21 protein-coding genes are annotated in these 15,911 nt (G+C 33.8%); 1 reads left to right on the forward strand and 20 read right to left on the reverse strand.

What is annotated here, in order from left to right; all coding sequences use genetic code 11:
- Positions 1-48: 48 nt before the first annotated feature.
- A complete protein-coding gene (gene tagD / locus RT261_RS12545) occupies positions 49-450 on the reverse strand; it encodes a glycerol-3-phosphate cytidylyltransferase (RefSeq protein ID WP_313132950.1) in 402 nt (133 codons plus the stop codon).
- Positions 451-801: 351 nt separating this feature from the next.
- On the reverse strand, positions 802-1,425 hold the full coding sequence (locus RT261_RS12550; RefSeq protein WP_313132951.1) for a hypothetical protein: 624 nt from the start codon (positions 1,423-1,425) through the stop codon (positions 802-804).
- Positions 1,426-1,480: 55 nt separating this feature from the next.
- Between RT261_RS12550 and RT261_RS12555 the strand changes: the two genes are divergently transcribed.
- Complete coding sequence (locus tag RT261_RS12555; RefSeq protein ID WP_313132953.1) at positions 1,481-2,101, forward strand: hypothetical protein; 621 nt, start codon at positions 1,481-1,483, stop codon at positions 2,099-2,101.
- A 364-nt stretch (positions 2,102-2,465) separates the two neighbouring features.
- Here the strand turns inward: RT261_RS12555 and leuA are convergent, their stop codons facing one another.
- The 18 genes from leuA to RT261_RS12645 all read right to left on the reverse strand — a co-directional run bounded on the left by leuA (position 2,466) and on the right by RT261_RS12645 (position 15,897).
- On the reverse strand, positions 2,466-4,136 hold the full coding sequence (leuA, locus tag RT261_RS12560; protein WP_313132954.1) for a 2-isopropylmalate synthase: 1,671 nt from the start codon (positions 4,134-4,136) through the stop codon (positions 2,466-2,468).
- A gap of 445 nt (positions 4,137-4,581) precedes the next feature.
- The gene (locus tag RT261_RS12565) at positions 4,582-4,866 is read right to left on the reverse strand and encodes an HPr family phosphocarrier protein (protein WP_313132955.1); all 285 of its coding nucleotides are present in this window, start codon (positions 4,864-4,866) and stop codon (positions 4,582-4,584) included.
- An 84-nt stretch (positions 4,867-4,950) separates the two neighbouring features.
- A complete protein-coding gene (locus RT261_RS12570; RefSeq protein WP_313132957.1) occupies positions 4,951-6,186 on the reverse strand; it encodes a CdaR family protein in 1,236 nt (411 codons plus the stop codon).
- A 119-nt stretch (positions 6,187-6,305) separates the two neighbouring features.
- A complete protein-coding gene (gene cdaA / locus RT261_RS12575) occupies positions 6,306-7,205 on the reverse strand; it encodes a diadenylate cyclase CdaA (protein ID WP_313132958.1) in 900 nt (299 codons plus the stop codon).
- Between the two features lie 25 nt (positions 7,206-7,230).
- A complete protein-coding gene (locus RT261_RS12580; RefSeq protein ID WP_313132959.1) occupies positions 7,231-8,295 on the reverse strand; it encodes a hypothetical protein in 1,065 nt (354 codons plus the stop codon).
- A 48-nt stretch (positions 8,296-8,343) separates the two neighbouring features.
- Positions 8,344-8,742: a hypothetical protein gene (locus RT261_RS12585; protein WP_313132961.1), complete on the reverse strand. Its 399-nt coding sequence runs from the start codon at positions 8,740-8,742 to the stop codon at positions 8,344-8,346.
- A 397-nt stretch (positions 8,743-9,139) separates the two neighbouring features.
- Complete coding sequence (locus RT261_RS12590; RefSeq protein ID WP_313132962.1) at positions 9,140-9,670, reverse strand: cysteine hydrolase family protein; 531 nt, start codon at positions 9,668-9,670, stop codon at positions 9,140-9,142.
- 62 nt (positions 9,671-9,732) lie between these two features.
- Positions 9,733-10,278, reverse strand: a complete 546-nt coding sequence (gene yfcE / locus RT261_RS12595) for a phosphodiesterase (RefSeq protein WP_313132964.1) — start codon at positions 10,276-10,278, stop codon at positions 9,733-9,735.
- Between the two features lie 53 nt (positions 10,279-10,331).
- Positions 10,332-10,994 carry a YkgJ family cysteine cluster protein gene (locus RT261_RS12600; RefSeq protein ID WP_313132965.1) on the reverse strand — a complete coding sequence of 221 codons (663 nt, stop codon included), beginning with the start codon at positions 10,992-10,994 and terminating at the stop codon, positions 10,332-10,334.
- A gap of 352 nt (positions 10,995-11,346) precedes the next feature.
- Positions 11,347-11,532 (reverse strand): hypothetical protein, encoded by a 186-nt coding sequence (locus RT261_RS12605; RefSeq protein ID WP_313132967.1) that lies wholly within the window; start codon positions 11,530-11,532, stop codon positions 11,347-11,349.
- 69 nt (positions 11,533-11,601) lie between these two features.
- The gene (locus tag RT261_RS12610; RefSeq protein ID WP_313132969.1) at positions 11,602-12,177 is read right to left on the reverse strand and encodes a hypothetical protein; all 576 of its coding nucleotides are present in this window, start codon (positions 12,175-12,177) and stop codon (positions 11,602-11,604) included.
- Between the two features lie 111 nt (positions 12,178-12,288).
- On the reverse strand, positions 12,289-13,593 hold the full coding sequence (locus RT261_RS12615) for an SPFH domain-containing protein (RefSeq protein ID WP_313132970.1): 1,305 nt from the start codon (positions 13,591-13,593) through the stop codon (positions 12,289-12,291).
- 13 nt (positions 13,594-13,606) lie between these two features.
- On the reverse strand, positions 13,607-14,329 hold the full coding sequence (locus tag RT261_RS12620) for a hypothetical protein (protein ID WP_313132971.1): 723 nt from the start codon (positions 14,327-14,329) through the stop codon (positions 13,607-13,609).
- Complete coding sequence (locus tag RT261_RS12625; RefSeq protein WP_313132972.1) at positions 14,330-14,536, reverse strand: hypothetical protein; 207 nt, start codon at positions 14,534-14,536, stop codon at positions 14,330-14,332.
- A gap of 107 nt (positions 14,537-14,643) precedes the next feature.
- The gene (locus RT261_RS12630) at positions 14,644-14,838 is read right to left on the reverse strand and encodes a YwbE family protein (protein ID WP_313132973.1); all 195 of its coding nucleotides are present in this window, start codon (positions 14,836-14,838) and stop codon (positions 14,644-14,646) included.
- 14 nt (positions 14,839-14,852) lie between these two features.
- Positions 14,853-15,245 carry a ribosomal maturation YjgA family protein gene (locus RT261_RS12635; RefSeq protein ID WP_313132975.1) on the reverse strand — a complete coding sequence of 131 codons (393 nt, stop codon included), beginning with the start codon at positions 15,243-15,245 and terminating at the stop codon, positions 14,853-14,855.
- A complete protein-coding gene (locus RT261_RS12640) occupies positions 15,217-15,567 on the reverse strand; it encodes an MmcQ/YjbR family DNA-binding protein (protein ID WP_313132977.1) in 351 nt (116 codons plus the stop codon). Before RT261_RS12640 ends, RT261_RS12635 begins: the two co-directional genes overlap by 29 nt.
- A 168-nt stretch (positions 15,568-15,735) precedes the next feature.
- On the reverse strand, positions 15,736-15,897 hold the full coding sequence (locus RT261_RS12645; RefSeq protein ID WP_313132978.1) for a hypothetical protein: 162 nt from the start codon (positions 15,895-15,897) through the stop codon (positions 15,736-15,738).
- Positions 15,898-15,911: the final 14 nt, after the last annotated feature.

Raw genomic sequence — 15,911 nt, forward strand, 5'->3', positions numbered from 1 at the left:
ATATTCCTTATTCTTATCCTCTTTCAGCTTATAACAAATGCCACCGGACTATTTGTTGGGGCTGCTTAATTTTAAATCACTTTTAATTTTTGTAGTAGAAATACCTTCTGTTCTAGGTAAATATACAACTTCACAGTAATCTTTTAAGAAGTCAAACTCACCTTTCCAGTCATCTCCCATAACGAAAATATCTACTTGATTGTCTACAACATCTTTTACTTTTTGTTCCCAGTTGTATTCCGGAAGTACTTCATCTACATATTTAACGGCTTCTAAAATAACCTTTCTGTCTTCATAGCAGTGGTAGGCTGTCTTATGCTTAATAGCATTAAATTCGTCAGTAGATAATACAACAATTAAATAATCTCCTAATTCTCTTGCTCTTCTTAATAAATTTATATGTCCTACATGTAATAAATCATAGGTTCCGTAAGTAATAACCTTTTTCATAATATCCACCATTCTTTCCAAATTATTTTAAAATTCAGGGAAATTTATGGCATTCCTAAAATTCATGTCAATTCCCTATGTACAAGCCTAAGCCTAAATACGATTATAATATATTTTTTATATAAATACCAGTAGAACACTTTATAAAGAAGAAGTTATTCCATATCCTAAATGTTCTTTCATACAATAATTATCAATATTCATTTAAATTATTGACATTAATTTTATATTTATCATACAAAAAACTACCAACCAGGTCTTAAAGTGAACTTGAAGTCAGTAGTTTTATGAAGTATTTATTTATCTATTTATGATTTATGCTTATTATCTTTACTAGGATAATTTCAATCATTACCCAAAAATTGATTTAATAATGTTCAAATATTTCGTATTCTTTTTAATTTCTTCATTATTAAGGTTTTCATATAATTTTTTTGACTCTTCAAAAGATATTGTCTTTCTGATAAAACCATTTCCATTGAACGTTAAAATACATCTATTGTTGGCATAATGGCCATCAAGGACAATATTGCGTCCTAATACGGAAAAATCGTATACTTTAAAGTCTGAAATCCATTTATTGCAAAGTTCTTCAATCAAAGATTTGTCCAAAATAACATCGATTTCTTCAGACAATGCTGCTTGGACATCTGGCACTTCCATTATTTCTTCGGCAATAAGTTGTTCATTATCTGTAATTAACAAATGAGGGCACTCCTCTTGTGCTTGTTCCAAAGTTAATGATGTTTTTTTAAACGAATAGACAGTGTGGGAATTCACTCTATTTATAATACCCACTATTATAAGTAACATGGCAATTAAAACAATTGTATAGATTTTTATTCGCTTTGATAAGCTAGTTCGGTTAATAGTAACACCTCCACAATCTTCTCTTTTGAATTGCATCGCCCGCAATAAATAGCTTTCCCCATGTGGTTTCTTTATAATTTTGAATTTATGTTCACATCCTACCATATATATACTAATATGTAAATATATAGATGTCCGTTGTAAAAAAGGAGAAATTCAAATGAAAAAGAAAAGTATATTATGTTTATTAATAGCATTCTCATTATTGATTATGCCTGATAATAATATTACAGGAAATGTAAGCAATGAAAAATCTACAGAAATTGTACTAGGAGACACCGTTTTAGAAACTTCAGATTATAATAAAAGTGATATCTGTATTTCAAGAGATTTATCTCAAAAAAATGAAGGTATAGTGACTGTCACAATTAACGATAAAGAAACAGGTAAGATTTTAGAAGTAATCACTGAGGAAAAACAGCTCAAAAGCAATTTAAACAATTCCGTAAAACGTTCATCCCTTTTAGGTGGTTACTATTATATTTATAACATTCGAAGAACATGTCAAGAAGGTCCAGCAACTATCTTCTTAGATTGTACCGTGTACATGCATGATTCTGGATTTTATGCACAAATAGATAAAGTTTTAGGAACTAACATGTATATTGCATCTTCTACTGACACTACATTAGAAAACGTTGATTCTTACTGGTCCGTACCAAATGATGTATTTCCAACAGCAGAAGTAAATTTTTATGGTTCTGGTGTTATTACTGGGGAATCTATTAATAAGCCTGTTATTATGAGCGGCTCATTTTATAGTTATAGTTCTGGTCATTAATTAATATTTATGTAATTGCTATGGAAAGACGCTGATGCTCGCCACCAGACAATCCCTTTCTGCCTTCACCACACATATAATCCATACCTTTAGTTCAGCCAAGTCTTCTAATCCAGATATTCTAACGGCATCCTTCACCTTTTTGTCCTCAGAGTTTCTAAGCATTGTTATGCTATTTCGAATCGTGCTGTTAAAAACAAAGACATTTTGCTATACCAATAAAATAAGATTATACAATGAATCTGAATCTATAGTATGAAGTTCTGTCCCATCATAGCAGATAGAACCCTCAAAGTTGTACAATAAAAAGTCAGAGCATACTAACTTGAAATTTTTGTATGCTCTGACTTTTTATTATTCTTTATTATTCTTCATTCAACCTGTTCAAAGCGCTAAAGATAGCTCGAATGGAAGCTCTCGTAATGTTGGAACTTTGGCCTACACCAAAGACCGTCTTACCAGTTTTATTATCCATCAAGTGAACATAAGCTGCTGCCTGTGCATGAGCACCTTCTCCCAATGCATGTTCGGAGTAGTCTAATACTTTTATGTTAATACCCAATTCTTTTTGTAAACCTTTTAAAACCCCATCTATAGGACCATTTCCTGTAGATTCAAAGGTTTTCTCAGCACCATGATTGGTATATAAAACAGTTGCCATAGTGTCAAAGGAATTATCAGTATCAGATAAATCTTCAAATTTGCATTTTCTAAAGTGCAGCGGCTCTTTTTTATCCAGGTAATTGATTTTAAATGCCTCCATAATCTGCTCAGGTGCGATTTCACCTTGTTTCTCAGACATAATTTGAATAATATCAGCAAATTCTTTGTGCATTCCCTTGGGCAGTTTATAGCCAAAGTATGTTTCCATAATAAAGGCAACTCCACCTTTGCCGGACTGGCTGTTAATACGTACAATAGGCTCGTATTTTCTACCGATATCGGAAGGATCAATAGGAAGATAAGGAATCTCCCAAACAGGACTCTTCCTTTCATGCATTGCTTTAAGTCCTTTATTAATGGCATCCTGATGTGAACCGGAGAATGCTGTAAATACCAGCTTACCTGCATATGGGTGCCTTACATGTATTTGAATTTTACAACAGCGTTCGTATACTTCTATAACTTCATTTATATTTTCCAGATTTAACTTTGGATCAATACCCTGAGAGAACATATTGTAAGCAATATTGATAATATCCACGTTACCAGTTCTCTCTCCATTGCCAAATAAAGTTCCTTCCACTCTGTCTGCTCCTGCAAGAATGGCTAATTCTGCACTGGCTACACCGGAACCTCTATCATTATGAGGATGAACGCTTAATATGATACTCTCTCTGTCTTTAAAATTCCTGTTCATCCACTCAATTTGGTCTGCATAAACATTTGGAGTAGTCATCTCAACCGTTGAAGGTAAATTAAATATAATCTTATTATCCGGTGTGGGCTGCCATATTTCCTGTACTGCTGTACATATCTCTAAAGCAAAATCTAATTCCGTTCCGGTAAAACTCTCTGGGGAATATTCCAAGGTAATCTTTCCAGGAAAATCTTTTGCATATTCTTTCACCAATTGGGCCCCACTAACAGCTATTTCCTTAATTTCTTTCCTATCCATATGGAATACAACATCACGCTGAAGGGTGGATGTGGAATTATAAATATGTACAATGGCATTCTTTACTCCCTCTAATGCTTCAAAGGTTCTCTTTAACAAGTGTTCCCTGCATTGAACCAATACTTGAACGGTAACATCATCGGGTATTAATTTTCTATCTACTAATTGTCTTAAAAAATCATATTCTATTTGGGATGCAGATGGGAATCCCACTTCAATTTCCTTAAAGCCTAACTTAACCAACAGGTTAAAAAATTCAACCTTTTCTTCCACCACCATGGGCTCAATTAAGGCCTGATTGCCGTCTCTTAAATCAACACTGCACCATATGGGTGCTTTCTCAATTTGTTTATTTGGCCACTGTCTTTCCGGAAATCGAACTGCTGGTGTTCTTTTATATCTCTTATAATTCATCATGATAAATCCTCCCATAAATTTAAATAGTAAATGCATAATTAAACAAGTTCCTTTAATAGATACACTATCTAGCTATGGAGTCGATATATCACACTGTATTTTTTTACGATGAACAATTTGGTATTGTCTACTCTAGCCCCATCCTGATCAATCCCTTTCTATTGGTTACACCTATATTGCTAAAGGACTTTAAGTCATTTATAATTAGGTGTTTTATAATTTGTTCTCCATTATAGCACCGGTATATTTATTAATCAACTACTAATTTTAAATATTTATTTCTCACCATAGTTACCACATCTTCTCGTATTAATTGGTTTCTAAAGAAAATACCTAACTTATATATATACGATATGTTTTATATTTTCAAATAATTACTCAGAAAACAAAAATGTCATTCCTCGTCTTTTAAACTTGGAATGACACTCTGTAAGCTGCATTTATTCTAGATATTTGATAGGACACTTTCTTCTCCAAGCCCATCCTCAATGGCTTTGATTATGGTCCTTAATGCTTCCTCTTCATCTTCACCTTCACAAACTATTTCGATTTCATCACCTGTTTTTACACAAGCACCTAATACACTCAATACGCTTTTAGCATTAGCCGTTGTTTCGTTAAATTTTATATCAATTTTAGAGTTAAACTCTAATGCAAGTTGGCATAGCAGACCAGCTGGTCTTAAATGTATTCCGGTTGGGTTATTTACTACAACCTTACTACTTACCATTGTTCTACCTCCCATAAACGCCTTTGGCTATTAATATGTTTTATTTAACCTTCCCCATAAGTTGTTACCAGTTTCTGTAACATATCAGTTGATATAATCCAGCGTTACACTGACGTTGGGATTTGTTAAGTCAACTTTATCTTTGATAGAGTTGTCAAATTGAATATTATACACTTCTGTTCCTATACTGGCACCAGCTAGATCTATGTAAGGCTTTATATCGCCTTTACTGACTTTGTTTAATTCCTCCCTCGTCCCGCTTATTTTTACATGAACTAAAGAAGAATTATCTACAATGGCCGCAGTCCCATAAGGTACATTGCGAAGCTCTATTTCATTTGAATTAAAACCTATTTCTTTGCTTTCTATTCTTTCTAAATCTATATTGATAACTGCATTCTGATTTTCGTCAATTAATATTACATTTTCTGTAATATAATCTTTTATATCAATTTCGTCTTCTATATCAGTACGCAAATTATTAATATTATAAACAGCCGAGATATAGGGCACTTTATCAAGATCTTCCTGTTTTCCTGCAATAACAACTTGTTTTGGCTCAAAGTCAAAGTTCACCAATTCATATCCATAATAAGGAGTCCCTTTAATTTCTACAAACAATTGAACCGTTTTTGTATTTAAAAGATTAACATTTACATCCACTTTTTCAAAATTAAAAGTCATCTTACTGGAATCCATTAAAGAACCATTCTTATCATATACTTTCGGTATAATGTCCTTTTCTTTAAAAGATTCATCTCTGTTTGTAACATTGACTTCCACAACTACTTCATTGATTTTCTTTATAACGGATTCTGATCCGGATACTTGTATCATATTGGGCCGCGCTGTTTTAGCCGATATATAGTATCCTTGTGCTACAGCTCCCTTTTCTACCACGTCAACCCGGAATTGTTCCGTAATCCGATTCTCAAGAATACCTTCCATAGTCATTACTTTTTGATTAATTTCGACTTCAGGATACCTTGGCAGGCTTACGTCAATAGGAACAGCATAGGTTATAGACAGTTTGGATAAATCTGCAATTGCCCTGAAATCTTCTTTTCCTAATTTTTCAATAATGGAACGCTTCCCTTTTACTTTAACATCTACTGTATCGCCTGAAACAACATCATATATTTTGTCTTTGGATATAATGGAATTTTCATTTATCCTTGTTACAGGGACGTCTTCAATCGTTTTAGTAATAGCCGGGTCATCCACGTTTAGAATGACTACCCAAATAAGGAATGCTAAAGCTAATGATAGAATTTTAAGACCGATGTTTCTAGTCAATTTTTCTTTCATGTTTACACCCATTGCATATCACCTCTACTTACAGTTGTGATACTGCCACAAAAATTCAAGTTGAAAGAATCATGATGTGGCATACTTTCTATATTATTATTTTCCTTCAACCTTATCACCTTTTCAATGAATCACTTGCTTTGATTATCAGCCTGTTTATCATTTTTCCCAGGCTTAAACCTTCTTTTCCACAACTTAATTTTCTTAACATCCGTTGTCTTATTCTGCACCACTACAAGCTGGCTTTTTAAATAATCACCATCTACATTACGTATTAAAGTACCGCCCATAGCGATGGACACTTTTCCAGTTTCTTCAGATACAATAATAGTTAAACTGTCGCTGGCTTCGCTGATACCGACGCCGGCTCTGTGTCTGGTTCCCAAATCTTTACTTAACTGCATATTATCGGATAAGGGCAGATAACAGGTGGCTGCTGCAATACGGTTTCCCCGAGTAATAACTGCACCATCATGTAAGGGTGTATTGTGTTCAAATATATTAATTAATAGCTGACTGCTTACTAATGAATCTATGGGTATTCCGGTTTTTTCAAATTCGTATAAAGGAACATCTTTTTCCATAACAATCAATGCTCCTGTTTTAGTTTTCGCCAGTTGAAATGTTGCTCTTACAATAGCATTTAAAGTTTCATCTGAAAAGCGTTCATTCTTATCTCTGGAATCACTAAGATTGAAAATAGGTGTCATAATATTATTTTGACCAAGCTTTTCAAGAGCTTTTCTAAATTCAGGCTGGAAAATAATAACTAACGCAATAATACCTACATTAATGGATTTATAAAAGATATAGATGATTACATCCAGATTCAACAGGGTAGCTACAAACCATAATCCAAACAGCACAATAAGACCCTTTAATAATATCCATGCACGGGTCTGTTTAACCCAATGAACCATATGGTATATTACAAAAGCTATGATTAAAATCTCAATAATGTCTGTAATCCATATTTTAGGTAAGGATAACCATGCCACGTAATCTTTAAAAAAACTTATTATTGCATCCATCTTGTAACACCCACTTCACTCAATATTATTTCCCATCATCGTTTCGATCTATTCCGTAATCAATATATTCCTGGTCTTCTTCGTAATCTTCATCCTCATCTTCTTCATGAATTCTGTTTTCTAAATTGTTCTTCCCTTTAATAGCATCTTTCATGCTGTACTTCTTTTGAGGATTAATTCGTTTCACATTAATTTGGGGTGTTGTTACATTTATTTTAGGAACTGCTTTCACATAGTAATAGTAGTCTTCATCTTCAAACTGAACATATTCCACGCCCGTATAATCTAATGCCAAATGGAAAAATTGGATAATAATTCCCAGAATACCTGAGGCCAATGTTCCCAGTATCATAATTCCAATTTGATTATCAATGTCAAAAAATAAATTGCTGATTAAAAATCCTAAAATACATGTTAAAGCACCTGCAACAACAGCAATTTCATGGGCATAATCAAATTTCATACGCCTGACTATATAAGTAACAATAATAATAACTGCGAATATAATGATTGTTACAAATAGCTGTTTGTTCGTCACTAATTGATTAACCACATTGGTATAAAGCTGCAACGTATCTTCCACTGAAACATCCATTTGCAGATTCTGTGCATCCTTAATAATTTTAAATAAATAATATACGATTACTCCGCAGCTTGTAGGAATAATAGAAATCGGTGCTGCAAATAATCCTAATACAATTGGCACAACATAAGGTATCTTTAATAAGTAAAGGATTGGAATTGCAATAACCACATATCCTAACTTTGGAGTATATCTTAAAAATAAGCAGTAAATAATTAACATAATCAAAATAATAATTATGGATAATATCTTAGACATGGCATATACATGACCAATGGATATTAAAACAGCAAGTAAAATCAAAACTGCAGATGGAGTAAAAGCGCTAAGTAAAGACAGCAATAATACAATAGGTATTTTTTTCAGTCTTATATCATAACCAATTGAAGAATTAATTAGCTGAAACACAATAAAAGCAACCACAAATTTAATTATAGGATCAATATAAAGTTCATATTTTTGATACAAACCTCTTAATCTTTCCCTAAAAACAAAAATATTCATCATTATAATTTTTCCTCTTTTCTGAAGATGTCATAATAGACAGTCTAATGACTATTCGTCTATTTGTCCTTCCTGATAGATTCGGTCCAGTCTTTTCAGAAATTTATAATACCCGGATAAATTTCTTCTAGATTTATCGTATTTATATGAGCATACAAGAATCGTTATAATTGTATACGCAAATAAAAGTAGTATATAAATCATTAAAATTATTTTACCTATTCCAACGTAATCTAAAGTTACTGCCTGACTAATAATATATTCTGATTTATAAATACCAATCATGAGAAGAATAAAAATATATCCAAGGGTAACACTTACCACTGTTTTCAAAACCTGCAAACGAATATAATCGGTTTTATAGTACTTGCTCATACTAATATCTTCCTTATTCTTTTGTTCAAATAAAGCAAGTTTTGACATAACATTTATTTTTTCATTATTTAGCATGATAACCTCTCTTTTCCATTATCATAATCTCTTTATGTCCTTATATCAGCTTATACGTAATATTCTTATTTAATTATTGCCTAATTAATGGTATACTTATGCCTTTACAATATCATGATACATTATAACATATGTAACTGCCATTTTCGAGCACTATTTTTAAGAATCAATTACTATTTGTTTAATTTTTCTTTAAATAAAAACAAAAGTGCAGGATGAATTATTACCAAAGCTATGTAAACAATTGTAAATATCAACTTTTTTTATATGTATTTACTTAGTTATTCATAGATTTTGTTCAATTATCATACATGCACTTTTTTGTTTACTATGATATGATTTTAATTACAGTATTCCCACTTCTTAATACTGTTTTCCACCATATTATAAAATATTTTTATAATGCTTCATTTAAAATTGAGACCTGACACACTTTCATTGCCTCTAATGCAGTTTTATGGCTGTCCGGTGTAACTCCCGCACAGCAGGAAGCATCAACCATAATCCTTGCTTCTGGAAAGAAAGCTTTTAAAATCATTGCATTGGAGATAACACAGATATCCGTACATAATCCGATCAGTTCAATCTCTAAATCCAAATCCGGATATTCGGACTGTATATATTGTGCCAGTTGTGCTGATCCAAAGGTAGGTTTATCTATTATTGCAGAATCAGCAACTTCCAATACTTCAGATATCTGCCATCCTTTTGTATTATAAATGCAATGAGGTACCGGTAGATTCCTGCCTTCTTGTGTGTCCAAATAATTCTCCTGATGAGTATCCCTTGTAAATATAACCGGAATCCCGGATTTGCGATATTCTTTAATCTTTTGCCCCACATTTGAGAGTATTCTAACCGCTTCCTTTGTTCCTAAAGCACCATCGATAAAGTCATTCTGCATATCAATTACCACTAAAATTTTCATGCCAAAACCTCCTTCACTATTTTTAAGCAAAGTTATTCCTTTTTCCTCATAAGTTTCTTATGCTATTCTTTATACTCCAAATACTCCGTTCCATCTTCAAGGTTCTTCCATACAAACCGACTCTCATCTATCATCATATAACTATTGCAGCTATTTTCTTTCGGTATGGATATAGAGCCCGGGTTCATATACACATAATTTTCATGGTCAGTATATTTGGGTACATGAGTGTGGCCATTTAAAAGAATATCCCCTTTTTGCAGGGGTGGCAGATTGGTTTCATTGTAATTATGGCCGTGAGTGGCATAAATTATATGTTTTCCAATGGCAACAATCGCGTAATCCGCCATAATAGGAAATTCCAAAACCATCTGATCCACTTCTGTGTCACAGTTACCCCGCACACATAGTATTTTATCTTTCATCCCGTTTAACATAGCCAGTACTTCTTTAGGAGCATATTCTTTTGGTAAATCATTACGGGGCCCATGATATAATATGTCACCCAATAATAGCAGCCGGTCTGCCTTTTCTCTTTCAAAAGCCTCTAGCATAAGTTTACAATAATAAGATGAACCGTGTATATCGGAAGCTATCATTAATTTCATTCTTCGTTTTCCTCATTTCTCACTGTATTTTGCTTTGATTTTTATTGGATTTATTATTTCAATACCTTTCGTATTGTACTTAGTCTTTGACTGAATTGTATATAGAAATCCATATCTGTAGTATATTTCTTGACATAAAAGCTGTTTAGTATGTACATATTCACATTTCTTATCAAGTTTTCATCCTGTGTGTTTTTTATTATGTTTTCCACATCATTTAAAAAATAATGCCAATCTATCAAAAACTTCTTATTTTTCTCAGGTTCCGGTGTATCAATCCACTTACTGATTCTTATCTGGGTTTTTGAAAGGCTATTGCATTCATTAGTCTGTAGAAAGTATTTAAAATCATGATTATCATAAACCCTTCCAAGGGGAAATATTCTGCAAATACCCGGTCGGTAAGGATGAATACTGCATTTTCCTTCCTGTCCCAGAAAAGCACATCCCTCATGTGTGCCTGCCATCTTAAGGTTTGGCAAAATAACACTATCTACCACGTTTAGTTCTATTTTATCAATCAGTAATTCTTCAAAGGCAAGATTCAGTTTCGTGGTTAACCGATATATATCATAGGGATCCAGAATAATAGAATTTCCCATTCCATGGCAGCACACAGCAGCCCCTTTACAGCCATTACAACTTGCCTCTACCAAGTCATTTAAATCATATAGTCTGCCGTCAGATATTTCATTAAGACTAACATTCCTTTTCACTTAGTTTTCCTCTCTTGTTTCAATTGTATAATCTGGATATGAGATTATTATTGCATTTTATTATAGCATAACTGCTGTAATCTGCAATGAAAGAAAAATAGATTTTATTTCAGTACAAATTAAATTACATACTAAAAGGCGCCCTCATTTGCTAAAATAAGGACGCTGGCAAACAATATAATCTGCAATAGCTGTAGCAGGATAAATATTGCTCTTTTATATGGTTTTGCAAATTGATATTTCATATGTAATTTCTCTAGTTATTCAATTGGAGACCCGCAGTATTCGCACTCGTTTGGAGTATCCGGCTTTAAGGTGTTAGTTGCACCACAACTGGTGCATTTGACCACTCTTAGCTGCTTCCGTCTACCCCCTGAAAATTATCAGAAGCACCTATAAAAATGTAAATACATCCAATACTAAAAAGCACCCATCCTAATCTTCGAAGTGCTTTACCATTCTTAGCATAATTAAATTTCTCAGTAGTCATCTTCTTTATAAGCATATAAATTCCAACCGGAAAAAATAAGATAAACATAAATATAATACTGCCCCAAGAAGTGGCACTTTTATTATATGTACTTATATTACTAATAATTTAATCACCTTACCTATCAGATATTTGGGCCCCGCAATACTCACATTCACTTACAGTACCTTTAGAAATTTTGTTTGTGGCACCGCATCCGGAACATTTAACTGTTATAAATTCTACGCTGGGGGTATTGACCGGCTGGCGAATGGAATTTGTACCGCCTGTGGCAACAAAGTCCATCTGTGGGAATACAATGCAGTTTCGCTCCTGATTGATATATGTATTAGGGAATAATCCCATGTTAATCATTTTAATGATATCTTTTTTAACTATATCTACAGATTTTCCCACCGAACTTGCTAACAAATCGATGGATTTTGTTGTATCAGTGGCTAACCGTGCATTATAGTCTTGAAACGTCACTAAAAACTTCATTTTTTTCTTACCTTTGCGAATGAGCAAAACGCCTCCTCCGGTAAAAGCAAGAAGGATAAGCAATGTTGCCATATCACTAGAGTCTTCTATCTGAGTACCAACAGCTATGGCACAAAAGCCCCAGAATATCGCAAAAACCCATCCGAGGATAATCTGGATAATTCCTTTACTTTTGTACTTCATTATTGCTTTCTGTGAATCCTTCATAGCCATTTATATGCCTCCCATTATCGTTATTATCTATATCTTTTACTTCAGGTTTTTTCTCATTATCAGCAACATATGAAATTACAGCAACAAGTATTTCTTACTGTAAATCCCCTCTTATTCCAGTTTCGTTCCACATTCAGGGCAGAATTTCGGATTTCCGCTGATAGGTGCTTTGCAGCCGGGACAAGTTTTTATTAAAGAAACACCACATTCAGGGCAGAACCGGGCGTTCTTGTTAGGAATATTCGCACCACATTTTGGGCATGGAGTTGGAAGTTCATAATTGCACTTAGGGCAGATGGTTACCCCATCGTCAAGATCCGCACCACATTTCGGGCATGGGTTATATCTATCACCGCACTCCGGACAAAACTTCATGGTGCTCTTAAATTCTGCGCCACAATTATTGCAAATTGCAGTATCTTTTGTCTTCTTACCCTTAGACTTTTCCTGTGTATCAAAACCACAATCGGAACAGAATCGCTTTGTCTTCTCCATTACGGAATTGCAGTTAGGACATAATTTAGTTTCAGGCGCAGCTGTATTAAGATGTTGGGATATGCCGCCAAACTGCCCACCAACTGCACCACCCATGGTGACACCCATACCAAGCCCCATACCAGCTCCCATAAGCTGAGAAGATGTTCCGGGATTCTTAGCTGCACCTTCCAGAGTATTAAAGGAACGCTCTTGCTGATAGTTGTAGCCGATAATATTCATTTCCGCTTTCTTAGCTAGGGCACTCTTTAACTGTTTTACTGCAGGGTCATCTTCCGGAACGCTAATATCATTTACATAGAAATTCACAAGGCTGATTCCGTATTCCTCGAGAACTGGTGCCATACGCTCCTGAAGAAATGCTGAAAGCTCATCAATATATGCGTTAATCTCCATTATGCTGATCTGCTTATGTATCAGATAAGTGGAGATTGCATCCTTAACTTTGGTTAAGTACAGCCCTCTAAAATATTTAACCATGTTTGCTTTATCAAATATCGGAAGTGTACCAACCAGCTTTACAAGGAATTGCTTGGAATTCTCAATCTTTACACCAAACTGCCCAAAAGCTCTAAGAGGGACGAAAACTTGATATTTAGGATCTTGCAGCTGAATAGGTGATGCGGTTCCCCATTTAATATCCAAAGAATATACTTTGTTAACAAACCATACCTCTGCAGTAAATGGTGATCTGCCGCCAAAAGGTAAATTGATTATCTTATTTAAAATTGGAATATTGGCTGTGTCAAGGGTATATCTTCCGCTTTGGAATACATCTAAAGCCTTACCGCCCTTAAACAAAACCGCTTCCTGGGATTCATTTACAATTAATTGTGTCCAAGTACCAAGTTCTTCACTGGGATATTTCCAAGCAAAAACATCAGGTCCTCCATTATATTTTACTACTTCTACAATAGCCATTTTCTACCCTCCGTTATATACCACTTTTTGTGGAAATGATCTGCGAATTCCTGTCATCCACCAGTTGAAGAACGCTGTTTACATATGATTCTACAGCTTTCGTATTTTCAGATTGATTTTTCGCCATATTAGATACTTCATTTTGAAGTTCGCCTAATTTAGTACGTATCCTGTTATCTATTTCCTCAATAGCTTCTTCTGTTGAATACTCGGAAAAACGTATTCGATCAGCAACTTTGTCAATCATCTTGATAACCGGAGTACGTATATTTGCAGATAAGTCAGGCAATTTTGATTTGATTTTCTCAACATCCTGAATAAGAGGCTGCAATTCCCCTAATTGTGTTTTCACCTCACGATTCTGCTTCACCACCTGACCTTTAGCCAGCATCAGCAGAATCGTGATGATAACAAACAAGCCTAAACAGGCAATATGAATGCTTATAAATTGTCTAAAAGGTAGTACAAACACCTTTCCAAAAATGATATTTACCAAAAAAGTAATTACTACATAAACATAGGAAAAAGTAATTAACGATAATTCAATAGGAAAAGCCGAACTGCGCTTCTCAACACTAATAACAGTCAAAGCCGCAGAAATAAGGATGGCTAGAACAAAAAACACATAACCGCACCAAAATACATTGGTTTTTTCTTTAACAAGAATAAATGAAAGAGCAGAGTAAACTACGATAAAGATAAGATATATTAAATATGTAAATGTTTTCTTCTGCATTTATTCATCTCCTTTCATTAAATCAGTGTCAATGTTAATGATTGCATATTCAAGGCACATAGTTACGACCTCATTACGGTTTCTCCCAGTATTTTCTGCTATATCATCAATTGTTTTTATCATATCATTGGGGAGACGTGAAGATATTACTGATGTTTCACCCTTAAATTTTTTGGGTGGAATAAATAACTTATTATTATCGGACAACAGGGTAAACCTCCAATCTACACAAAATTATCGAATATATTGTATTACAATTGTATACATTTGTCAATAACCCTGGCAAATATTACTACGCAAAAGTCATCCTTCAACTATTCACAAATCTTCTGTACCCGACCAACGATACCACCTTCTAACATCACCTTTATTCCTCTTGGGTGATTTGCTGAATTGGTAAGTAGTCTCTGTACAATACCTTCTGTCAATTTTCCTGTTCTCTGGTCTTGTTTCTGCACCACAAGTACCTTTGCACCTATTTTAATATTACTTCTAACGGTTCCATCCATCGTTCTATCTCCAATCACTTTTCAATCTTATGTTTAGCATTTACAAATTCAATTGCTCCAAGAATAATGGATCCCACTCCATAGCATCCTATATCTTTCATATCGAATACTGAGCCCATCAACACACGCAAAAATGTGTTATTTTCCAATCCCAGTATTTGTACTAATTTGAAATATTGCAGAACTTCCACTCCTGCTGCAAATATAAAAATATATAACGGTAACAAGCTGAATTTATCCGGCATAAATATTCTTATGAAACAATATAGTACAATCACAACCAGCACATCTCCTACATAGGGTCGTACAAAAGAATCATGCACATATAGTGCAATCAGCACTTCAATAAACAGCAGCAGGACAAATATGATTGTATATTTAATTCTTTGCTTTTTTCTTCTTGTCATCTGTAAGGTCATAGCTCTCCTTAATCATTCTCATAACATCATTATCTGGAATTGTTCCATCCAGTATGATAGAATTCCAGTGTTCTTTATTCTGATGATATCCGGGTATCACCGATTCATATGCACTACGCCAGAAATCTCTCCACTCTGGATCGCATTTTACATTTATCCAGATATTACCTTCACGCTCATAAATCCATGCAAATGCTTTTCTATTCTTTTTGTGCCGCATTAAACTCCAGTTCGCATCATGAAATGGATAATCTTCATAAACATCCTTTAGCTTCATACAAAATGCAATTACTTCTGCTCGTTCCTTCAAAATAAATCACCTGCTTTTTATCAAACTATTATCTTTAAAATTATATCATATTGCCTAAAATATTTCTTTCAATTTTTATTAATGCTTTATTGCATTTTATTTACATTCTTCTATTTCATAGATGTCTCCAACATTCTTGCTTCTTCTATATACACATTTTTCTGTTCTTCAATTAATTGTAACATAGCTGTTCAATAGCTGCACATCATTATCTAATTTCATTCTTTCACGAATCAAAGGATTACCTATTGTAACTGCTTTAATTTCAACATAAGACAAAATTGCTTCATCAATCTCCTCACAAGTTCTGTATACAGATTCACTTGTCATAAACTGACTTTCTT

The organism is Anaerocolumna sp. (assembly GCF_032079385.1).
GTDB lineage: Bacteria > Bacillota > Clostridia > Lachnospirales > Lachnospiraceae > Anaerocolumna.